20 protein-coding genes are annotated in these 19,961 nt (G+C 57.4%); 9 read left to right on the top strand and 11 right to left on the bottom strand.

Features of this window, described 5'->3' with window-relative positions; translation table 11 throughout:
- On the top strand, positions 1 to 1,128 hold the full coding sequence (dapE, locus tag ACOTWU_RS15040; protein ID WP_017383496.1) for a succinyl-diaminopimelate desuccinylase: 1,128 nt from the start codon (positions 1 to 3) through the stop codon (positions 1,126 to 1,128).
- Between the two features lie 24 nt (positions 1,129 to 1,152).
- Positions 1,153 to 1,350, top strand: coding sequence for a YpfN family protein (locus ACOTWU_RS15035; RefSeq protein ID WP_000383991.1), 198 nt, complete (start codon positions 1,153 to 1,155; stop codon positions 1,348 to 1,350).
- Between the two features lie 39 nt (positions 1,351 to 1,389).
- Here ACOTWU_RS15035 and ypfH read toward each other — a convergent pair whose 3' ends face one another.
- From ypfH to dapA, 6 genes are all read right to left on the bottom strand, one after another.
- Positions 1,390 to 2,085, bottom strand: coding sequence for an esterase (gene ypfH, locus ACOTWU_RS15030; protein ID WP_017383497.1), 696 nt, complete (start codon positions 2,083 to 2,085; stop codon positions 1,390 to 1,392).
- 73 nt (positions 2,086 to 2,158) lie between these two features.
- On the bottom strand, positions 2,159 to 4,105 hold the full coding sequence (locus ACOTWU_RS15025; RefSeq protein WP_126498882.1) for a tRNA(Met) cytidine acetyltransferase TmcA: 1,947 nt from the start codon (positions 4,103 to 4,105) through the stop codon (positions 2,159 to 2,161).
- The gene (locus ACOTWU_RS15020) at positions 4,105 to 4,974 is read right to left on the bottom strand and encodes a neutral zinc metallopeptidase (protein WP_001303362.1); all 870 of its coding nucleotides are present in this window, start codon (positions 4,972 to 4,974) and stop codon (positions 4,105 to 4,107) included. The genes ACOTWU_RS15025 and ACOTWU_RS15020 overlap by 1 nt, the downstream gene beginning before the upstream one ends.
- 120 nt (positions 4,975 to 5,094) lie before the next feature.
- Complete coding sequence (purC, locus tag ACOTWU_RS15015; protein WP_001171626.1) at positions 5,095 to 5,808, bottom strand: phosphoribosylaminoimidazolesuccinocarboxamide synthase; 714 nt, start codon at positions 5,806 to 5,808, stop codon at positions 5,095 to 5,097.
- A 109-nt stretch (positions 5,809 to 5,917) separates the two neighbouring features.
- Complete coding sequence (bamC, locus tag ACOTWU_RS15010; RefSeq protein ID WP_006811481.1) at positions 5,918 to 6,952, bottom strand: outer membrane protein assembly factor BamC; 1,035 nt, start codon at positions 6,950 to 6,952, stop codon at positions 5,918 to 5,920.
- Between the two features lie 16 nt (positions 6,953 to 6,968).
- Positions 6,969 to 7,847 (bottom strand): 4-hydroxy-tetrahydrodipicolinate synthase, encoded by an 879-nt coding sequence (dapA, locus tag ACOTWU_RS15005; RefSeq protein WP_003860542.1) that lies wholly within the window; start codon positions 7,845 to 7,847, stop codon positions 6,969 to 6,971.
- A 145-nt stretch (positions 7,848 to 7,992) separates the two neighbouring features.
- Between dapA and ACOTWU_RS15000 the strand changes: the two genes are divergently transcribed.
- Together ACOTWU_RS15000 and bcp are read left to right on the top strand one after the other, a co-directional pair.
- Positions 7,993 to 8,562: a glycine cleavage system transcriptional repressor gene (locus ACOTWU_RS15000; RefSeq protein WP_000213743.1), complete on the top strand. Its 570-nt coding sequence runs from the start codon at positions 7,993 to 7,995 to the stop codon at positions 8,560 to 8,562.
- Positions 8,562 to 9,032, top strand: a complete 471-nt coding sequence (bcp, locus tag ACOTWU_RS14995; RefSeq protein ID WP_015572198.1) for a thioredoxin-dependent thiol peroxidase — start codon at positions 8,562 to 8,564, stop codon at positions 9,030 to 9,032. Before ACOTWU_RS15000 ends, bcp begins: the two co-directional genes overlap by 1 nt.
- Positions 9,033 to 9,171: 139 nt before the next feature.
- Here bcp and ACOTWU_RS14990 read toward each other — a convergent pair whose 3' ends face one another.
- On the bottom strand, positions 9,172 to 10,236 hold the full coding sequence (locus ACOTWU_RS14990; protein ID WP_003860546.1) for an AI-2E family transporter: 1,065 nt from the start codon (positions 10,234 to 10,236) through the stop codon (positions 9,172 to 9,174).
- Positions 10,237 to 10,456: 220 nt separating this feature from the next.
- On the opposite strand from ACOTWU_RS14990, the gene bepA reads away from it, so the two are divergent.
- Both bepA and arsC read left to right on the top strand, forming a co-directional pair.
- Positions 10,457 to 11,920: a beta-barrel assembly-enhancing protease gene (gene bepA, locus ACOTWU_RS14985; protein ID WP_015572197.1), complete on the top strand. Its 1,464-nt coding sequence runs from the start codon at positions 10,457 to 10,459 to the stop codon at positions 11,918 to 11,920.
- Positions 11,921 to 11,933: 13 nt separating this feature from the next.
- Positions 11,934 to 12,290, top strand: coding sequence for an arsenate reductase (glutaredoxin) (gene arsC, locus ACOTWU_RS14980; RefSeq protein ID WP_017383503.1), 357 nt, complete (start codon positions 11,934 to 11,936; stop codon positions 12,288 to 12,290).
- On the opposite strand, the gene ACOTWU_RS14975 is transcribed toward arsC, so the two are convergent.
- Positions 12,287 to 13,111: a homeodomain-like domain protein gene (locus tag ACOTWU_RS14975; RefSeq protein WP_040117930.1), complete on the bottom strand. Its 825-nt coding sequence runs from the start codon at positions 13,109 to 13,111 to the stop codon at positions 12,287 to 12,289. The two genes, arsC and ACOTWU_RS14975, sit on opposite strands and share 4 nt — an antisense overlap.
- A gap of 147 nt (positions 13,112 to 13,258) precedes the next feature.
- Here ACOTWU_RS14975 and celB point away from each other — a divergent pair, with 147 nt between their 5' ends.
- The 3 genes from celB to ACOTWU_RS14960 are packed head-to-tail and all read left to right on the top strand — an operon-like array spanning position 13,259 to position 16,956.
- Positions 13,259 to 14,578 carry a PTS cellobiose transporter subunit IIC gene (celB, locus tag ACOTWU_RS14970; RefSeq protein WP_015572194.1) on the top strand — a complete coding sequence of 440 codons (1,320 nt, stop codon included), beginning with the start codon at positions 13,259 to 13,261 and terminating at the stop codon, positions 14,576 to 14,578.
- Positions 14,579 to 14,581: 3 nt separating this feature from the next.
- A complete protein-coding gene (locus ACOTWU_RS14965) occupies positions 14,582 to 15,538 on the top strand; it encodes a N(4)-(beta-N-acetylglucosaminyl)-L-asparaginase (protein ID WP_040117931.1) in 957 nt (318 codons plus the stop codon).
- Entirely contained in the window at positions 15,538 to 16,956 is a 1,419-nt protein-coding gene (locus tag ACOTWU_RS14960) for a leucyl aminopeptidase family protein (protein WP_126498901.1), read from the top strand. Before ACOTWU_RS14965 ends, ACOTWU_RS14960 begins: the two co-directional genes overlap by 1 nt.
- A gap of 86 nt (positions 16,957 to 17,042) precedes the next feature.
- On the opposite strand, the gene ACOTWU_RS14955 is transcribed toward ACOTWU_RS14960, so the two are convergent.
- The 3 genes from ACOTWU_RS14955 to upp all read right to left on the bottom strand — a co-directional run bounded on the left by ACOTWU_RS14955 (position 17,043) and on the right by upp (position 19,839).
- Complete coding sequence (locus tag ACOTWU_RS14955; RefSeq protein WP_211482948.1) at positions 17,043 to 17,744, bottom strand: DnaA inactivator Hda; 702 nt, start codon at positions 17,742 to 17,744, stop codon at positions 17,043 to 17,045.
- 96 nt (positions 17,745 to 17,840) lie between these two features.
- Positions 17,841 to 19,130 carry a uracil permease gene (gene uraA / locus ACOTWU_RS14950; protein ID WP_003860558.1) on the bottom strand — a complete coding sequence of 430 codons (1,290 nt, stop codon included), beginning with the start codon at positions 19,128 to 19,130 and terminating at the stop codon, positions 17,841 to 17,843.
- Between the two features lie 82 nt (positions 19,131 to 19,212).
- The gene (upp, locus tag ACOTWU_RS14945; protein ID WP_003860560.1) at positions 19,213 to 19,839 is read right to left on the bottom strand and encodes a uracil phosphoribosyltransferase; all 627 of its coding nucleotides are present in this window, start codon (positions 19,837 to 19,839) and stop codon (positions 19,213 to 19,215) included.
- Between the last annotated feature and the right edge of the window lie 122 nt (positions 19,840 to 19,961).

Here is a 19,961-nt window from a genome sequence, read left to right as displayed (position 1 = left end):
ATGTCATGCCCGGTCATTGAGCTGACTCAGCAGCTTATTCGCCGTCCTTCCCTTAGCCCGGACGACGCAGGTTGTCAGGCATTAATGATTGAGCGCCTGCGTGCCATCGGTTTTACCGTGGAGCACATGGATTTTGGCGATACGCAGAACTTCTGGGCATGGCGCGGTCAGGGAGAGACGCTGGCTTTTGCCGGACATACTGACGTAGTTCCCGCAGGCGACGCAGACCGCTGGATCAACCCGCCTTTTGAGCCGACCATCCGCGACGGCATGCTTTTCGGACGCGGCGCTGCGGACATGAAAGGTTCTCTGGCTGCGATGGTCGTGGCGGCAGAGCGTTTCGTCGCCCAGCATCCGAACCATAAAAACCGTCTTGCGTTTTTGATTACCTCCGATGAAGAAGCCAGCGCCCACAACGGCACCGTGAAGGTCGTTGAGGCCCTGATGGCGCGCAATGAACGTCTGGACTACTGTCTGGTGGGCGAACCGTCCAGCACCGAAGTGGTGGGCGATGTGGTGAAAAATGGCCGCCGTGGATCCCTGACCTGTAATTTGACTATTCATGGCGTGCAGGGCCACGTTGCCTATCCGCACCTGGCGGATAACCCGGTACACCGCGCCGCGCCGATGCTGAACGAACTGGTAGGCATTGAATGGGATAAAGGCAACGAATTTTTCCCGCCAACCAGCATGCAGATAGCCAACATCAAGGCTGGCACCGGCAGCAACAACGTCATTCCCGGCGATCTCTTCGTCCAGTTTAACTTCCGCTTCAGCACCGAACTGACCGACGAGATGATCAAAGCGCGCGTGATTGCGCTGCTCGAGAAATATCAGCTGCGCTATACCCTCGACTGGTGGCTGTCTGGCCAGCCGTTCCTGACGCAGCGCGGTAAACTGGTGGATGCGGTGGTGAACGCCATTGCGCACTATAATGAAATTAAGCCACAACTGCTGACAACGGGCGGCACGTCTGACGGACGCTTTATCGCCCGCATGGGCGCACAGGTTGTCGAACTGGGTCCGGTTAACGCGACGATTCACAAAATCAATGAATGCGTGAACGCTGCCGATTTACAACTGCTGGCCCGCATGTATCAACGTATTATGGAGCAGCTCGTCGCCTGACGGGTGCTTAAAGAGGATTAGCGAATGGACTGGCTTTCAAAGTACTGGTGGATTCTGGTGTTGGTATTTCTGGTAGGCGTGCTGCTTAACGTGATTAAAGATCTCAAGCGCGTTGACCACAAAAAGTTCCTTGCCAACAAACCGGATCTTCCGCCGCACCGTGATTTTAACGACAAGTGGGACGATGAAGACGACTGGCCGAAGAAGGACCAGAAGAAGTAATCGCTCTGTTTCCCCTCTCCCTAAAGAGAGGGGGACACCTCACATAAACTCGACGATATCATCGTCATTCGGCTTACCGCCGCTGAGCGCTTCATCAAAGTAGTGCTTCGGTACGGTATAACGCAGATGATCGAGCGCGAACTGCATGCTGCGATCGTCAATGGCATGCCCCAGATCGTCTACGATATCCAGCGTCACATCTCCGCCCTCGCGCATCAGCGTCTCCTGGGCAGCTACCGCATGCGAAAGCTCAATTACCCGGTCTTCCCCCCCATGAATGAGATGGATCGTGGTCTGCGTGGTCGCGCTTTGCGGTAACGTCGCAAAACGCCCGTTAAAGGCAATCACGCGGGACACCAGTCCGGGCTGCGCTTTTACGCTTTCCAGCGACATGATTGACCCCTGAGAGAAGCCAATCAGCGCCGTTGCGTCGGCGCCTACGCCGCTCTGCTGCTGCCAGTAACGCACGGTATCGATAAAGGCTGGCATAACGTCATCAATACGCGCCTGACGATTCTCCTCCGTCACGCCCTCGACGGAAAACCACTGCCGCCCGTCCGGACCGCACGGCTCCACGCCGCCGATGCTGACGATCAGCGCGTGTGGGAAAACGGGTGCAAACCAGCTGCCAATTTGTCCCATATTGACGGCATTGTCGCCCACGCCATGAAACAGAAGCAGTAGCTGTTTAGCAGGTGTATCCGGGCTTTGCACAACAAAATGGTCATGTTTCATGGCGATCTCCTTAATTGATAAGCAGGATTTTACGCCTCTGCGGGGTAATGACCATGCCACTTTACTGAAGAACTCATTGAAAAAATTGCCATTGCAAAATGTCGGCTTTCAGCTGCTGGCTACGGGAGTAATCAAGCCTTTCAAGCGCGTGAGCGGTTTCCTCGCGTAGCTTCGCCAGCAACGCTTTGCGCCCGAAATCGTGCGTATTCCCTTCCATTTTCCCCCGCAGTGCCGGGAGCGGCATGTCCACGGCTAACAACAACCGCGTCAGCGCCGCAACCGAAGTTGAAAACGCCCGGTGAGCAAAGGCAAACCCCGTCAGCTCCAGCCAGTCGTCACTATTAAGGGTAGCTTCCCATGCATCCGTCACCGGGATCTTTTCGCCATTCCAGGCCGACAGGACGCGCATATCACGACATAACCGCTGATGCGCCTGTTCGCAGAGCTGATGCCCCGCCTCGCTCAGCGGCAGCAACGCCATCGCCGTATAGCACCCGCTGCTGGCTTCCCGGTGGCTGCCCATTCGCACCAGCACAAACCCGCACTGCCGCCAGAAACGCCACAGCTCGTCGGTATAGCCAAAGCTGACCGAGAGATAATCTTCTCCGCTGGCACTGCGGATCAGCCGCTGGCCGATGCCTTCCCGCTGGCGATGGGGATGAACCGCAATGCGGCTGACGCGTCGGCCTTTCAGCGTCGCCGCGAGCGGCGAGCCGCCGTGCGCTGCCAGCGACTGCGCCACCAGATTTCCACGCGGCCGACGAAAGCCCGCCCAGACTGCGCGGCTAAGTTCAGGGGGTAATCCCCCCTCCTCCACCAGCCAGAGCGCGCCCGCGATCTCCGCGCCCGCCTGAGCAACAGCAAAGTGCTGGCCGGGGGCGTCCATCATCCGGCGTAAATCGAGGGGTGACGTCCGGTAGTGCGCGGCGCAAAGCAGTTCATACACGCCTGCCCCGCGCGTCGGATCGCTCTCCCACATCCCGGGCTCCAGCGACGTTAAACGTACCTCGCCTTCCGGTTTGCGATCGATAAGCGCATCGTCGAACAGCAGCGCGTTCGCCACTATCCGCTCAAGGGGACATCCGGCAGCCCAGCGAACAGGCGTGGATAAGGTATAACGCCGCAGCCCGCTGAACCGGGCGCAGAACTTCAGCAGGAATCCCCTGCCCGTGCCTTCATAACCCTGCACCGTGGTGGTCAGCAACACGCGGGGAAAGCGCGACGCCAGCTTCTCCAGCAGCGGGCCGGGGATGGCGGCCGCCTCATCGACAATCAGCCAGTCAGCTTCTGTTGTGGAGGCCAGCAGCGCATCCGGGGCCATAAAGTGAAAATGTTCCCCGGCGAAACGCGCGATGACATCCGTCGCCCCTTTTGCCGGTGCCGTCACTACTGCACTCCCCTGAATGCCGTTGAGCAACATGCCCGCCAGGGCGGACTTTCCGCGTCCGCGCGGTGCCGTCACGGCGGCCACGCCCGCAGGCATGGTCAGAAGAGCGTCGAGGATCTCAGCTTGCTCGCGCTGCGGTTCACCGCTGGCAGGCTGCCAGGCGGGTAAATCTGGCGTAACGGGAAGGCACGGAGGACGATGTTGATGCCAGACGATGGCATCTGAATCGGCGGCAAGCGTCCGGCAAAAGTGGTGAACAAAGTGCGGGGTGGCGATCGGCTCGGCGCTGTCGCTCCAGCGTAGAGAATCCGCGTCGGGCCTGTTAGCCCAGACGGAGAACGGCGGCACCAGCAGCATCAGAAGGCTTCCGGCGCGCAGGGTCCCGCTGAGGGCGGCGAAGGCCGAGACGTCAAACCCGCGACGCGCGTCAAAAACGGCGTGCAGGTATTCACGTCCCAGCAGGCCGCTGATGGTCTTAGAGGGGTTTTCCTCCAGCCACAGCCAGTCTCCTGGTAACGTATCGCGCAGAATGGTCGCCTGGCTCAACGTCCACGCTTCATCGCCGCTGAGCACCACCAGCCGGCGGTGCCCGGTACGCTGAAGCTGGTTGACCAGCTGTTCAAACCCCAACATCACATAGCTTTGCCGAAGGTATTACACTGCGACGGGTTGCCGCTGTCGAAGCCACGCTTAAACCAGCTGTAGCGCTGCTCTGAGGTGCCATGGGTAAAGCTGTCCGGCACAACGCGCCCCTGGCTCTGCTGCTGCAAGCGATCGTCACCAATCGCCTGTGCGGCATTCAGGGCCTCTTCCAGATCGCCTGTTTCCAGCACGCCCTGCTGCTGCATGCTGTGTCCCCAGACGCCAGCGAAGCAGTCGGCCTGAAGCTCCATGCGTACGGACAGACGATTCACCTCCGCCTGAGAAGCATTCTGCTGCATCTGACGCACTTTAGGCTCAATACCGAGGAGCTTCTGCACGTGGTGGCCGACTTCATGCGCGATCACGTAGCCCTGGGCAAAATCGCCGTCGGCGCCCAGCTTGCTTTTCATGTCGTCATAGAAGGAGAGATCGATATAGACGGTGCTGTCCGCCGGGCAGTAGAACGGCCCCATAACGGACTGCCCGGTGCCGCAGCCGGTGCGGGTTGCGCCCCGGTACATCACCAGTTTTGGCGGCTGATAAGTCCGCCCCATTTTCTCGAACTGCTGACCCCAGGTATCTTCGGTCGTCGCGAGAATAACGGAAGTAAATTTCGCCGCTTCATCTTCATTCGGGCTGATGGAGCGCTGAGAATACTGCTGCTGTTGCCCGGTTTCACCGGTCATCAAACCGGTCAGGTCGACGCCGTAGTAGCCCGCCACCAGCACGACGACCAGCAGAATAATGCCGCCCTTGCCGCTGGGTAACCGGAAACCTGGCCCGCCCATAGACGGACCACCGCCACCACTGCTGCGTCTGTCTTCTACGTTGTCACTTTCACGACGCCCTTGCCAGCGCATAAACACCTCGAACTATTCCATTTATAATAGCTATGATCGTAGGCGGTTAATGAAAGGATTACCATAGTAAACAAGGATAAGACGCCAAAGGATGCCAACATCCTTTGGCAAATGCGCAGTTTAGTCGAGCTTAACGCCTAAACGGTGAGCAACCGCTTCGTACGCTTCGACCACGCCACCCAGACTCTGGCGGAAACGGTCTTTGTCCATTTTATCCAGCGTCTCTTTGTCCCACAGGCGGCTGCCGTCCGGCGAGAATTCGTCGCCCAGCACCACTTCGCCCTTGTACAGACCGAACTCCAGCTTGAAGTCGACCAGGATCAGGCCCGCGTCATCAAACAGCTTTTTCAGCACGTCATTGGCTTTGTAGGTCAGTTCCTGCATGCGCGCCAGGTTCTCTTTGCTTACCCAACCGAAGGTTTCGCAGTAGGATTCGTTGACCATCGGGTCGTGCATGGCGTCGTTTTTCAGGAACAGATCGAACAGCGGTGGATTCAGTTCGATACCCTCTTCAATGCCCAGACGCTTCACCAGGGAGCCTGCGGCACGGTTACGGATCACGCACTCAACCGGCACCATATCCAGTTTTTTTACCAGACATTCCGTATCGGACAGCAACGCTTCCATCTGAGTCGGGATACCGGCTTCGGCCAGTTTGGTCATAATGAAGTGGTTGAACTTGTTGTTCACCATGCCCTTACGATCGAACTGCTCAATGCGTGCGCCGTCTCCTGCTGACGTATCATTGCGGAATTCGAGCACCAACAGATCCGGGTTTTCCGTGCTGTATACGGTTTTCGCTTTGCCACGATACAACTCAGCTTGCTTCTGCATCTTCATTACTCCTGGTGTGATGATTTGTATTCAAAACTGGCCATATTATGCCACGCACACGTTTGCGTAGCACGAAAATAAAAAGGGCTGGATTAACCAGCCCTCACTATTATTTGCTGAATGCGGCCTGGAAGGCAGCGACCAGCGCATCATTCTGCGCCTGGGTCAGCGTGTGTCCTTTCGGATCGATAAATTGCAGGCTGCTGCGGTTATCGAGGTCGCCAACCTGGATTTTGTAGTCACCGGAAGGCAGCTGTGGATCGCTTGCCCCCAGCTCCTGCCAGGCGCTATCAGACAGCGGCTTATAGGTCGCTGTGATGCTGCCCGTTGAACGTGTGCTGTCGGTCACCTTCATGCCCACTTTTTCAAGCGTTGCTGGCAGGCGCTGCCAGGTCTGGTTAAACGGCGCACGCACCACCAGCATTGGCAGGCCGGTATCGTCTGCACCGCTCTGCACGTCAAACGTTGAACCGTTACGGTTCTGCGCGGCGTTTGCGGCATCGGTAGCGTTTTTATCCAGACCGGCGGCAATCACGTTCAGCATTTCAGTGCTGTAGCGCTGCATGGCGGCCGGATCGGCAACCGGTTTACCTGCCTGCTCAAGATTCAACAGCTTGACGGTAACCGCCTGCTGATAACCCTGCGGCTTAACGGAGACTTGATAACGACCACGATACTGCTGGTCTTCATCGAGACGGTTCCACTCAATCCAGTCGGTGGTTAAAGTCTGGCTGGCGTCGTCGCGTTTATCAATCGTATAGTTTTTCGACTGAATAACGCTCACAACCTGCGGCCACAGCGTGGTACCGCGTGCGCTTTCCACCAGCAGAGAGGCCGTATCACCGGTAAACTGCGTGCGCGCGCCACTCACCAGCGCCAGAGGCTGAGCCGGCGGACGAATATCAAGCGCTTTACCCACCAGGCCACTGCCGTTGGTAACCGGAATATTATAATCACCGTTCTGGATCGGCAGGATCATGCCGGCAGGCGCGTGAAGTTCAGCAAGCGGCGGCGCATCCAGATAGGATTCATCACCGCTCACCTGGCGCTTGTAGCGCGAGTCTGAACTACAGGCAGCGAGGAGCATAACAAGCGAAACACCCGCAACCTTCGCCAGGCGCGACTTCTGTACTGAATAAGCCATCAAATCTCCCTAAACTTTACAGCAAACCGGCATGCTTCAGCGCGCCAGCGACAATTTCACGACCGTGGTCGGTAATCGGTGTCATTGGCAGACGCAGCGTGTCGGTTGCTACAAGCCCCAACTCCTTACATGCCCATTTCACTGGGATCGGATTGGGTTCGACAAATAATTTATTGTGCAACGGCATCAGACGCTGATTAATCACGCGAGCTTCATCAAAGTGACCGGCTGCGGCCAGTTTGCACATGTCAGCCATATCACGCGCCGCCACGTTCGCCGTAACGGAAATCACGCCATTACCACCGAGCTGCATAAAGTCCAGCGCGGTCGCATCATCACCGCTCAACAGGATAAAGTCGTCTGAAACCAGCTCTTTGATCTGATGAACGCGGCTTAAGTTCCCTGTCGCCTCTTTAATCCCGATAATATTTTTTACTTTCGAGAGACGGCCAACGGTTTCCGGCAGCATATCGCAACCGGTACGGGACGGCACATTATACAGAATTTGTGGCAAGTCAGTATGTTCAGCGATGGCTTTGAAATGCTGGAACAAACCTTCCTGAGTAGGACGGTTGTAATAAGGGGTCACCGTCAGGCAGCCGACAATGCCGCTGTCGTTAAAACGCTGAGTCAGGCTAATCGCTTCTGCCGTTGCGTTTGCGCCCGTACCCGCGATGACAGGAATACGCCCGTCCGCCAGTTCCAGGGTCAGCATCACAACGTCGCCGTGCTCTTCGTGGCTCAGCGTAGCGGATTCACCGGTAGTCCCTACCGAAACGATCGCCGAGGTTCCATTGGCGACATGGTAATCAATGAGCTTCTTCATGCTTGACCGGCAGACATTACCTTTTTCATCCATCGGTGTAACAAGCGCGACAATACTTCCCGTGAACATGAGCCATCCTCTGTGCGAACAAGAGCCTCAATGTTACGTTTGGAACTGTAATAAAAGCAAGCGACCTGAGGCTCTCAGGCGGTTGTATGCATGTTTTTTTTATGCTTTCCTTAGGAAGACTTAACCACGCAAAGGAAGAACAGGTTTGACAACCTCATCACAACATTACCTGGTTATCACTGCGCTGGGTGCTGACAGGCCGGGTATCGTGAATACCATCACTCGCCACGTGAGCAGCTGCGGCTGCAACATCGAAGATAGCCGGCTGGCTATGCTTGGCGAAGAGTTCACGTTCATCATGCTGCTTTCCGGAACATGGAATGCCATTACCCTCATCGAATCTACCTTGCCGCTGAAAGGCGCAGAGCTGGATTTACTGATTGTGATGAAGCGCACCACCGCGCGCCCGCGTCCGGCTCTGCCTGCCACGGTCTGGGTACAGGTTGAAGTGCCTGATTCACCTCATCTGATTGAACGTTTTACGGCGCTGTTTGACAGCCATCAGATGAACATTGCCGAACTGGTTTCCCGCACGCAGCCGGGCGATGAAAACGCAATCCCGACGCTGTTTATTCAAATTACCGCACACAGCCCTGCCTCGCAGGATGCGTCAAATATCGAGCAAGCGTTCAAAGCCCTCTGTACAGAATTACATGCGCAAGGCAGTATAAGCGTCGTCGATTATTCGCAGCACGAACAGGATGGAGTTGAGTAATGAACCCACTGAAAGCCGGTGATATCGCACCGAAATTTAGCTTACCGGATCAAGACGGCGAGCAAGTAAATTTGACCGACTTCCAGGGACAGCGTGTTCTGGTCTATTTCTACCCGAAAGCCATGACCCCGGGCTGTACCGTACAGGCCTGCGGTCTACGCGACAACATGGATGAGTTGAAAAAGGTCGGTGTGGAAGTGCTGGGCATCAGCACCGATAAGCCAGAGAAGCTGTCACGCTTTGCGGAAAAAGAGCTGCTGAACTTCACGCTGCTTTCCGATGAAGACCACCAGGTTTGCGAGCAGTTTGGCGTCTGGGGTGAGAAGTCCTTTATGGGCAAAACGTACGACGGTATTCACCGCATCAGTTTCCTGATTGACGCTGACGGTAAAGTTGAGCACGTGTTTGATGATTTCAAAACCAGCAACCACCACGACGTGGTGTTGAAGTGGCTGAAAGAGAACGCGTGATCATTTTAGTGCCGGGTGGCGCTGCGCTTACCCGGCCTACAAGGTAAATGCAAAACGGTAGAATGCGCTACCGTTTTTAGTGTTTGCCCCCTCTCCCCGCGGGAGAGGGTTGGGGTGAGGGCATCAGCCCGCACTAAATCTACTTCTCTTCCACCGCTGGCACATCCGGCCACGCGTGGACCACGGCTTTAATCAGCGTCGCCAGCGGAATGGCGAAGAATACCCCCCAGAATCCCCACAGCCCACCGAAAATCACCACTGACAGGATAATCACCAGCGGATGCAGGTTAACTGCTTCTGAGAACAGCACCGGTACCAGCAGGTTCCCGTCCAGTCCCTGAATAATCAGGTATACGGCGAAACAGCTCCAGAACTCCGTACCCAGACCAAACTGGAACAGCGCCACACCGACTACCGGAATGGTCACCACAAACGCGCCGATATACGGGATCAGAACCGAGAATCCGACCAGCACCGCCAGCAGCAGCGAGTAGTTCAGTCCGAAGATCACGAAGCCAATCCAGGTCGCCACGCCCACCACAATCATCTCCAGCACTTTGCCGCGAATGTAGTTGGTGATCTGCTGGTTCATCTCCTGCCAGACCTGACCGGCGAGACCGCGATTGCGCGGCAGCACGCGGCGTACCGCGTTCAGCATCTGCTCTTTATCTTTGACCAGGAAGAACACCATTAGCGGCACGAGAACAAGGTAAACCGCCAGCGTCAGCAGGCCTACCAGCGAGGCCAGAGAGTATTTCACCACCGAGTCACCCATGGTCATGATGCGGGCGCGCATGTTTTCGGCCATTGCATCGATGATCCCGGCGTCCATCAGTGCAGGATAGCGGCGCGGCAGCGTGGCGGCAAAATCAGACAGTTTATTCAGCATGCCGGGCATATCGCGGATCAGGTAGATCCCCTGTTGCCAGGCGATGGGCATCACCACGAAGGACATCAGCAGCAGAATGCCGACAAACAGCACCAGAACAATGCTGGTCGCCCAGCGGCGGGAACAGCCGATATGTTCCAGACGAGCGGTGGGCCACTCCAGCAGATACGCCAGCACAATTGCCACCAGTAGCGGTGCCAGCAGGCCACTAAAGAAGAACAGGATACCGAATCCGGCAACCAGAATGACCAGCAAAGCAATGGCTTCCGGGTCGCTAAACCGACGCCGATACCACTGCATTAACATTTCGAGCATACAACCCTTCCCTGAATCGAATGGCGGGAGTGAGACGGTGAATTGTATCTAACTGTCACAAAAAAGACTTTCCTTTTTGTTTCACTGTCAGGTTTCGCAAAACCCTGATGAATGGGATTTTCTTCATCTCTTAACACGGCTACACTCGCAGAGCAGCGGAGATGAACGTTATGCGGGTTCATCGGTCAAATTAGCACATCCAACATACAGGACAGTGGTTATGTTCAGGCAGTTGAGAAAAACACTGGTTGCGACACTGATTGCCGCCGTGACGGTGGGTCAGGTGTTGCCCGCTTTCGCTGACTCGTCCGATTCATTGCCGGACATGGGCACCACGGCAGGAAGCACGCTCTCCATCGGGCAGGAGATGCAGATGGGTGATTATTACGTACGCCAGCTGCGCGGCAGTGCTCCGCTGATTAACGACCCTTTGCTGGTGCAATACATCAACGGTCTGGGGATGCGTCTGGTGGCGCACGCCGACTCGGTAAAAACGCCCTTCCACTTCTATTTAATCAATAACGATGAAATCAACGCCTTCGCCTTCTTTGGCGGGAACGTGGTGCTGCATTCGGCGTTGTTCCGTTATTCCGATAACGAAAGCCAGCTGGCGTCCGTCATGGCGCACGAAATTTCACACGTCACCCAGCGCCATCTGGCGCGTGCGATGGAAGATCAGAAGCGTAACGCCCCGCTAACCTGGGTGGGCGCGCTGGGCTCTATTCTGCTGGCGATGGCCAGCCCGCAGGCCGGGATGGCGGCGCTTACCGGGACGCTGGCGGGGACGCGTCAGGGGATGATCAGCTTTACCCAGCAGAACGAGCAGGAAGCAGACCGCATCGGCATTCAGGTTTTACAGCGTTCCGGCTTTGACCCGCAGGCCATGCCGAGCTTCCTGGAAAAGCTGCTCGACCAGGCACGCTACTCGTCGCGCCCGCCTGAAATTCTGTTGACCCACCCGCTGCCGGAAAGCCGCCTCTCGGATGCGCGTAACCGTGCCAACCAGATGCGTCCGGTCGTGGTGCAGTCTTCGCAGGATTTCTACATGGCCAAAGTGAGAACGCTTGGCATGTACAACTCCGGACGTAATCAGCTCACCAGCGATCTGCTGGACGCGCTGGCGAAAGGCAACGTGCGCGAGAAAAACGCGGCGCAGTATGGTCAGGCGCTCCAGGCGATGGAGGCCAGCAAATACGATGAAGCGCGAAAAGCGCTACAGCCGCTGCTGGCGGCGGCGCCTGACAATCCGTGGTATCTCGACCTCGCCACCGATATCGATCTGGGGCAGAAAAAAGCGACCGATGCGATTAATCGCCTGAAAGGGGCGAAAGATCTTCGTAATAATCCAGTATTGCAGCTTAACCTGGCGAACGCCTACCTACAGGGCGGCCAGCCCGGCGAGGCGGTGACCATTCTGAACCGCTACACCTTTAACAATAAAGATGACCAGAACGGCTGGGAGCTGCTCGCCCAGGCCCAGGGGCAACTGGGTAACCGCGATCAGGAGCTGGCCGCGCGTGCGGAAGGTCTGGCGCTGGCGGGTCGTCTCGATCAGGCCATTTCCCTGCTGAGCAGCGCCAGCTCGCAGGTGAAGCTTGGCAGCCTGCAACAGGCCCGCTACGATGCGCGAATCGACCAGCTGCGCGGCCTGCAACAACGCTTTAAGCCGTACGAGAAGATGTAATAAAGGAGAAGTCATGACAGACGCGGTAAAAATTTACCATAACCCTCGCTGCTCCAAGAGCCGAGACACCCTCAGCCTGCTGAAGTCTAACGGCATCGAACCGGAAGTGGTGCTGTACCTGGAGACGCCGCCGGACGCGCAGACTATCCGCCAGCTGCTGAAGATGCTGAACATGGGCAGCGCACGCGACCTGATGCGTCAGAAAGAAGATCTGTATAAGTCGCTCAATCTGAACGATACCAGTCTCACTGAAGATCGGCTGATTCAGGCGATGGTCGACAATCCAAAGCTGATTGAGCGCCCGATTGTAGTGGCAAATGGCAAGGCGCGTATCGGCCGTCCGCCGGAAGACGTGCTCGAGATCGTCTAATCGTTACGCCGCAGCGCTTCCAGAAACGCCTGCGGCGTACGCTCTCCCAGCTTTTTCTGCGCTTTCCCCCGGTTATAAAACTCACACAATTGGATCAACAGCTCTCCCATCGGTTCACTGTTCACCCGCGGAATGATTTCGCGTAACGGCACGGTGACCTGAAGGGCGAGATAATACTGTGAATGCACTTTTACGGTGACGTTATGCTCCGGCAAGTTCACTTCTAGCCCAAAAGTCTCAACAGATTGAATATCAGCCGGACAGGCAGCCAGCACCTCGTTCGTCCAGCGGGTCAGCAACTGCGGCGATACGCCAGCATAAAGCCGGGCGTAACACCAGCCGCTGACGGGTTCACGCGCCCAGAGCAGGTGTTGCTCGCCATCGTCGTCCATATGTAGCGACAGCGGCTGATGATGCAGGAGTAGCTTCTGCGGCATGATCCCGGCCTTCAGCGCCTTTTTGCCCTGCAACGACGCCCCCTTTTGTTTTAGCGAGGCTGGTTTGAGGTAGCGGTTCAGGGTCGCCCGGGAAACGGCGATCCCGAGTCCGTCATTCACCAGCAGCAGCAGTTCATCCAGCGGTGCCCCGGTGATATCCCGCAGGGCATTTATCAGTGCCGCCTGCTCTTGTCTCAGCGCTTTGTGTATCACTTTTGGCGTTGTGTGGTTATCCGAAACCTGGTCGCGGTTGCGCCAGCGCCTGACGGTGGTGACCGAGATCCCCAGCTCAACGGCAAGTTCCCTGTCGCTTTTATCTGACTGCTGAAGATAACGACGGATACGCGGTGTGGTGGTGGCGTTGGCATGCAGTTTGATTTCCATCGCGTCTCTCTCCGGAACTAATCTTATGAGATTTATATCAGAGCAGCGAATGCTTTGTGACCGATTTCACCTTTCGCTCGCCACGCTTCACTGATAATCCACAGACATAACATAAACAACACCTCTCAATCTTGTACGGAGTTCACAATGAACAATGTTCTGGGATTTCTTGAAGCAAAACTGATGCCGCTGGCGGCGAAAACGGCCCAGCAGCGTCATCTTGGGGCCATTCGCGGCGCCTACGTGTCATTCATGCCGTTTATTATCGTCGGCTCCATTCTGCTGGTGATCTCCTCCTTCCCGAATCAGGCCTATCAGCAGTTTATGTCTCAGGCCTTTGGTGAGAGCTGGAGTGCAATTATAGAGATCCCGTTTAACGCGGTGTTCTCAACCATGTCGCTGTTTATCAGCTTCCTGGTGGCCTACCGCCTGGCTGAGCATTATGGCGAGGACCGCATCTCCTGCGGCATCCTGGCGCTGGTCGCGTTTCTGATCCTGACGCCCTTTATCAAAGTGGCGGAAAACGGCGGCATTACCGTGATGCCGGTGGAGTGGATTGGCAGCAAAGGGCTGTTCGTGGCGATGATCGGTTCCCTGCTGTGGACGGAACTGTTCTGCTGGCTGAAGCGCAAAAAGCTGGTCATCAAAATGCCGGACGGCGTGCCTCCGGCGGTGCAGGAGTCGTTCGCGGCCCTGATCCCGGCCCTGCTGGTGATGATTCTGGTGCTGCTTATCCGCATCATCTTTGAAAACACCCACTATCACACCATCCACCAGTTTATTTATGAAGTGGTTGCCACCCCGGTGCGCCACTACGGCACCTCTTATTTCGGGGCGCTGATGACCGTATTCAGCATCACCATTCTGTGGTCAGTGGGCATTAACTCCGGTTCGATGATCAACGGGATTATTCGCCCGCTGTGGATGGAGAACCAGACCGACAACATCGCCGCGATCCAGGCGGGAACGACGCCGCCGCACATCATCACCGAACAGTTTTTTGACATGATCTGGATGGGTGGCGCGGGCGCCACGCTGTCGCTGGTGATTGCGATGTTGATTTTCGCCCGCAGCAAAAACATGCGCGAAGTAGCGCGCCTCGGTGCGGGCGCGTCGGTGTTTAACATCAACGAACCGATCCTGTTTGGCCTGCCGGTGATCATGAACCCGATCATGCTCATCCCGTTCAATCTGGTGCCGCTGGTGCTGGTCACCGTGCAGTATGCGGCGATGAAAATTGGTGCGGTCGCCGTCACCACCGGGGTGTTTATCCCCTGGACGCTGCCGCCGGTTATCAGCGGCTTTATCGTCACCGGGCACCTGAGCGGCAGCGTGATGCAGCTGATCAACCTGCTGATTGGCGCCATGCTGTACCTGCCTTTCATGCGTATCGTGGATAAACAGTACCGCGCCGCGGAGCTGACTACCGCTACGCAAACCGACACCACCCTTGCAAAACAGGAGTAAAGCATGTGGGGAATTATCGCAACCTGGCGAATGGCGCTTGAAGGCGTCACGGAATCTGCGTCTGCGCTGGCTGCGGGCAAACCTGTCGCTCCGGCGGTGGTGGATGCCGTCGCCGCCGTCGAGGACTTTCCGTTTTATAAATCCGTCGGCTACGGCGGGCTGCCGACCGAGAACGGCGAGGTGGAGCTGGACGCGGCCTATATGGACGGCGACACGCTGGCGTTCGGCGCCGTGGGCAATCTGGTGGATATCGCCAACCCGGTACGCGTGGCGCACGCGCTCAGCCGCCAGCGCTATAACAGCCTGCTGGTCGGCCAGGGCGCGCGCGAATGGGCGCTGAGCCAGGGCTTTGCCGACAAAACCATGCTCACGGATCGCGCCATGCAACACTACCGTAAGCGCTGCCGCGAAACGCTGGACAAGGGGTTAAGCCCCTACGACGGACATGACACCGTCGGCATCATTGGCCTCGATAAACAGGGCTCGATGAGCGTCGCCACCTCCACCAGCGGCCTGTTTATGAAAAAACGCGGTCGCCTCGGTGACTCACCCATCATCGGCTCCGGCTTTTACTGCGACAGCGAAACCGGCGCGGCCACCGCCACGGGCGTCGGTGAAGATCTGATGAAGGGCTGTACCAGCTACGAAATCGTTCGCCGGATGGCGCAAGGGATGACGCCGCAGCAGGCGGCGGATTCGGTGGTGTTCGAACTGGAAGACAAGCTGATGTCGCGCTTTGGCCGCGCGGGCGATCTCTCCGTGGTGTGCATGAACAGCAAAGGAGAATTTGGCGCCGCGACCAACATCAAAACCTTCTCGTTTGTGGTGGCGACGGCTCGCCAGCCCCTCACCGTTTTCCGTACTGAACGCCTGCGGGAGAAAACGCACTATCACGCGGTAGATGAGGAGTGGATGCAGGCCTATGCCGCGCGGATCCGCGCACCGATTGAGGAGTTATGATGATCACGTACCAGTTTATCAACGCGCTTTCAGACGCGAAGCCGCAAAGCCATTTGATTGCGCGCGCTGACAGTTCCCTGATACCGGAAAGCGCTCTTGTCGCTGAAATGCGCCAGCAGAGCACCGTCGCGGATGCGCGCTTTGGCTGCGCGCCGTTTGCCCGCATCACCCTGTTTCCGGATGCGCTCTGGCATGACGCCCTGACCGAAGGGTTGCTCACCGCCCTGCGACCGCTGCTTGCCGCCCCCGCCAGCGCCGAACTCGTGCTGGACGTGACGGATATTGACGATGTGGTGCTGGCGCAGGTACTGCGTTTTCTCTTTAATCAGGCGCACAGGCTCAGTGACCTGAAGCTGAAGAAGACGGACGTAGCGCTGCGTCTTACCTGCATCACTGCCCTCTGCCTGCCGGAACAGCAGGCGAAGCTGGAGACGACCTTCCGCCAGCAGCAGGCCATTGCGCTCGGCATGGTTGCGGCGCGACGTCTGGCGGATATGCCGTCCGACCGCTGCACGCCGCAGTTTGTGGTGGAAGAGGCGCAAAAACTGTGTGCCGCCAGCCCTGCCCTGCGCTGCGAGGTGTTGGATGAAAAGCAAATTGTTGAGCAGGGGCTGGGGCTACTGCACGCCGTTGGCAAAGGGGCGACCTGCCCACCGCGCCTGCTGGCTATTCACTATAACGGCGTGTCTGATGGCCCGGTGCGCTGCTACGTGGGAAAAGGCATTACCTTTGACACCGGCGGCCTGTGGCTGAAGGAAGGCGCGGGCATGTACACCATGAAATATGACATGTGCGGCGCGGCTAACGTGCTCGGGCTGATGCTGACCGTTGCGGAGCTGAAATTACCCGTGCGCATCATGGGCGTGCTGGCGCTGGCGGAAAACGCCATCGGCCCCGACGCCATGCAGCCCGGCACGGTGGCGATGGCCTGCAACGGCACCGCCGTTGAAATCAACAATACCGATGCCGAAGGCCGGCTGGTGCTGGCAGACGCTATCGCCTGGGCGAGTCAGCGCCATCCGCAGGCGCACTATATCATTGATATGGCGACCTTAACCGGAGCGGTGGTGAAAGCGCTGGGGTATGAGCTGAGCGGGCTGATGACCCAGGATGAGCCGTTGCGTCAGGCACTGACGCTCGCGGGCAAACGAAGCGGCGACGAGGTGTGGTCCCTGCCGCTGGATGCGCGGCTGAGAAAGCAGACCGACAGCGCCATTGCCGATCTATGCAACACGCCGACCAACAATGCGGCGATCAGCGCCTCGGCGGCGTGGCTGCTGCATCACTTCTGCCCGCCGACCATTCCGTGGGCGCATCTGGATATCAGCGGGACGGCGCTGTGGCGTGAGAACGGCAGAAGCGTGGCATCGGGAAGACCGATTCCGCTGCTGGTGGAGCACTTGTTGGGGGATCTTTAGCCGGGTGGCGGCTGCGCCTTACCCGGCCTACAAGGTATGACGGGTTTTCGTAGGCCCGGTAAGCGCAGCGCCACCGGGCAAAAAACTCAAAGCTTAAGAATATCTTTTACAAACGGAATGGTCAGCTTGCGCTGGGCGGTAATGGAGGCGCGATCGAGCTGATCGAGCGTATCAAACAGCGTGCGCATTTCGCGATCCAGACGCTTGAGCAGGAAACGACCCACGTCTTCCGGCAGTTCAAATCCGCGCAGTCTGGCGCGCAACTGAAGTGCCTGGAGTTTGTCTTCATCCGACAGCGGTTGCAGCTTGTAGATTTGTCCCCAGTCCAGACGAGACGCCAGATCCGGCAGCCCCAGATTGAGCTGACGCGGCGGACGATCGCCAGTGATCAGCAGCCGGGTTTTGCCCGACTCCAGAATGCGGTTGTAGAGGTTAAAGATCGCCATTTCCCACGGTTCGTCCCCCGCCACGCATTCGATATTATCGATGCAGACCAGGGAGAGATGTTCCATGCCCTCCAGCACTTCAGGCACAAACCAGGTGCGTTTATCCAGCGGCACATAGCCTACCGCGTCACCGCGCGCCGAAAGCTCCGCACAGGCGGCATGCAGCAGGTGGCTGCGTCCCGCGCCTTCGCGTGACCAGATATAGATGTATCCGCTGTGTTCCTGGCGCAGCACGTTTTGCAGTGCAGCCAGTAAAGAGGGGTTATCACCCGGCCAGAAACTCGCGAAAGTTTCGTCGTCAGGGAGATAAAGTGGCAGAGAGAGCTGTGCCGGTCCGTTCAGAAATACCTCAACCAGAGATCTTACATAAAATCGGAATGGAGTTTAACACGGAACCTGCAAGGAGAGAACCGGGCGATCCTTCGCCCGGCATGACGATCAATGTGGCGCTTTTTCGCTGTCGTCCGCGTCCAGCACCACCTCTTCCGGGCGGATCACCGAGATCAGCTTGAAAATCAGGCTCAGGCCGACGCCGACGATGGTCGCCAGCGCCATCCCCTTCAGCTCTGCCGCGCCGATGTGCACCTTCGCGCCGCTCACGCCGATAATCAGGATAACGGAGGTCAGGATCAGGTTCTGCGCCTTGCTGTAATCCACTTTGGATTCAATCAGCACGCGAATACCGGAGGCACCGATCACCCCGTACAGCAGCAGGGAAACACCGCCCATCACCGGAACCGGGATAATCTGGATCGCCGCCGCCAGTTTACCAACGCAGGAGAGCAGAATGGCGATGATCGCCGCGCCGCCGATAACCCAGGTGCTGTAGACGCGGGTGATCGCCATTACGCCGATATTCTCACCGTAAGTCGTGTTTGGCGTGGAGCCGAAGAAACCAGAGATGATGGTGGAGAAACCGTTGGCAAACATGGAGCGATGCAGGCCCGGGTCGCGGATCAGGTCGCGCTTCACGATGTTCGCCGTCACCACCAGGTGGCCGACGTGCTCAGCAATCACCACCAGCGCGGCAGGCAGAATAGTGAAAATGGCGAACCATTCAAAGCGCGGGGTGTAGAAGGTTGGCAGCGCGAACCAGTGCGCCTCGGCAATCGGGGTGGTATCCACAACGCCCATCACGAAGGAGAGCGCGTAACCCGCCAGCACGCCGATCAGGATCGGGATAATCGCCATAAAGCCGCGGAACAGGACGGAACCGAAAACCGTCACGCCCAGCGTCACCAGCGAAATAATGATGGTTTTGGAATCCGGTGACTGACCGTCCGCAGGCAGCAGCCCGGCCATGTTCGCCGCCACGCCCGCCAGCTCCAGGCCGATGACGGCAACGATGGCCCCCATTGCCGCAGGCGGGAACATCACGTCCAGCCAGCCGGTACCGGCTTTCTTCACAATGAAGGAGACCAGGCAGAACAGCACGCCGCACATGATAAAGCCGCCCAGCGCGACCTCATAACCCAGCGGCAGCAACAGCAGAACCGGGGAGATAAACGCGAAGCTCGACCCGAGATAGGCCGGGATTTTGCCTTTACAGATGAAGAGGTAAAGCAGCGTACCGATGCCGTTAAACAGCAGCACGGTAGCCGGGTTAATGTGAAACAGGATTGGCACCAGCACGGTTGCGCCAAACATGGCGAACAGGTGCTGCAAACTAAGCGGGATTGTCTGTAAAAGCGGCGGTCTTTCACTCACCCCGATAGCACGGCGCGTCATAGTGTTTTCCTCTGAGTGTCATTGTTGGTTTTTATTCAAAAAAAAGCCGACTATCAAAGTCGGCTTCTTTATCGTTATTCGATTATTTAGTACCAAAAATCTTATCGCCGGCATCGCCGAGCCCCGGGATGATGTACCCGTGCTCGTTCAGTCCCTGGTCGACAGACGCGGTATAGAGTTCAACGTCCGGGTGCGCTTTTTCCAGCGCCGCGATACCTTCCGGCGCCGCAACCAGCACCAGCACTTTGATGCTGCTGCATCCCGCTTTTTTCAGCAGGTCGATGGTGGCGATCATCGAACCGCCGGTCGCCAGCATCGGGTCAACCACCAGCGCCATACGCTCGTCGATGTTAGAGACCAGCTTCTGGAAGTACGGGACCGGCTCAAGCGTCTCTTCGTTACGGTAGATACCCACCACGCTGATACGCGCGCTTGGGACGTGCTCCAGCACGCCTTCCATCATGCCCAGACCCGCACGCAGGATTGGCACCACGGTAATTTTTTTACCTTTGATCTGCTCAACCTGTACCGGACCGTTCCAGCCTTCGATGGTCACTTTTTCCGTTTCCAGATCAGAGGTCGCTTCGTAGGTCAGCAGGCTACCCACTTCAGAAGCCAGTTCGCGAAAACGCTTCGTGCTGATGTCATGCTCACGCATCAGGCCCAACTTGTGTTTAACGAGTGGGTGTTTCACTTCCACAATCTTCATTCTCTTTCTCCTCTGAGGTGGCATCCGCAAAAAAATCGCGGGATTATACCGCTTTTTTCGGATTGCGCCATACCCATCTTGCTTGACGTATATCAATCAAAAACAAAAAAGCCGGAGGCTGG

The sequence above is a fragment of the Enterobacter cloacae complex sp. GYL001 genome (assembly GCF_049237125.1).
GTDB classification, from domain to species: Bacteria; Pseudomonadota; Gammaproteobacteria; order Enterobacterales; family Enterobacteriaceae; genus Enterobacter; species Enterobacter hormaechei_C.
Note: the sequence above shows the minus strand (reverse complement) of the source record. Positions and strands in the feature narration are given on the sequence as shown.

Excerpts from the sequence above, each read along its gene's own strand:
- arsC (WP_017383503.1), top strand. The coding sequence starts at position 11,934 with ATGACAGACGCGGTAAAAATTTACCATAACCCTCGCTGCTCCAAGAGC.
- ACOTWU_RS14975 (WP_040117930.1), bottom strand. The coding sequence starts at position 13,111 with ATGGAAATCAAACTGCATGCCAACGCCACCACCACACCGCGTATCCGT.
- dapA (WP_003860542.1), bottom strand. The coding sequence starts at position 7,847 with ATGTTCACGGGAAGTATTGTCGCGCTTGTTACACCGATGGATGAAAAA.
- bcp (WP_015572198.1), top strand. The coding sequence starts at position 8,562 with ATGAACCCACTGAAAGCCGGTGATATCGCACCGAAATTTAGCTTACCG.
- bamC (WP_006811481.1), bottom strand. The coding sequence starts at position 6,952 with ATGGCTTATTCAGTACAGAAGTCGCGCCTGGCGAAGGTTGCGGGTGTT.
- ypfH (WP_017383497.1), bottom strand. The coding sequence starts at position 2,085 with ATGAAACATGACCATTTTGTTGTGCAAAGCCCGGATACACCTGCTAAA.
- uraA (WP_003860558.1), bottom strand. The coding sequence starts at position 19,130 with ATGACGCGCCGTGCTATCGGGGTGAGTGAAAGACCGCCGCTTTTACAG.
- bepA (WP_015572197.1), top strand. The coding sequence starts at position 10,457 with ATGTTCAGGCAGTTGAGAAAAACACTGGTTGCGACACTGATTGCCGCC.
- ACOTWU_RS14990 (WP_003860546.1), bottom strand. The coding sequence starts at position 10,236 with ATGCTCGAAATGTTAATGCAGTGGTATCGGCGTCGGTTTAGCGACCCG.
- purC (WP_001171626.1), bottom strand. The coding sequence starts at position 5,808 with ATGCAGAAGCAAGCTGAGTTGTATCGTGGCAAAGCGAAAACCGTATAC.
- ACOTWU_RS15035 (WP_000383991.1), top strand. The coding sequence starts at position 1,153 with ATGGACTGGCTTTCAAAGTACTGGTGGATTCTGGTGTTGGTATTTCTG.
- ACOTWU_RS14960 (WP_126498901.1), top strand. The coding sequence starts at position 15,538 with ATGATCACGTACCAGTTTATCAACGCGCTTTCAGACGCGAAGCCGCAA.
- upp (WP_003860560.1), bottom strand. The coding sequence starts at position 19,839 with ATGAAGATTGTGGAAGTGAAACACCCACTCGTTAAACACAAGTTGGGC.
- celB (WP_015572194.1), top strand. The coding sequence starts at position 13,259 with ATGAACAATGTTCTGGGATTTCTTGAAGCAAAACTGATGCCGCTGGCG.
- ACOTWU_RS15025 (WP_126498882.1), bottom strand. The coding sequence starts at position 4,105 with ATGTTGGGGTTTGAACAGCTGGTCAACCAGCTTCAGCGTACCGGGCAC.
- dapE (WP_017383496.1), top strand. The coding sequence starts at position 1 with ATGTCATGCCCGGTCATTGAGCTGACTCAGCAGCTTATTCGCCGTCCT.
- ACOTWU_RS14965 (WP_040117931.1), top strand. The coding sequence starts at position 14,582 with ATGTGGGGAATTATCGCAACCTGGCGAATGGCGCTTGAAGGCGTCACG.
- ACOTWU_RS15020 (WP_001303362.1), bottom strand. The coding sequence starts at position 4,974 with ATGCGCTGGCAAGGGCGTCGTGAAAGTGACAACGTAGAAGACAGACGC.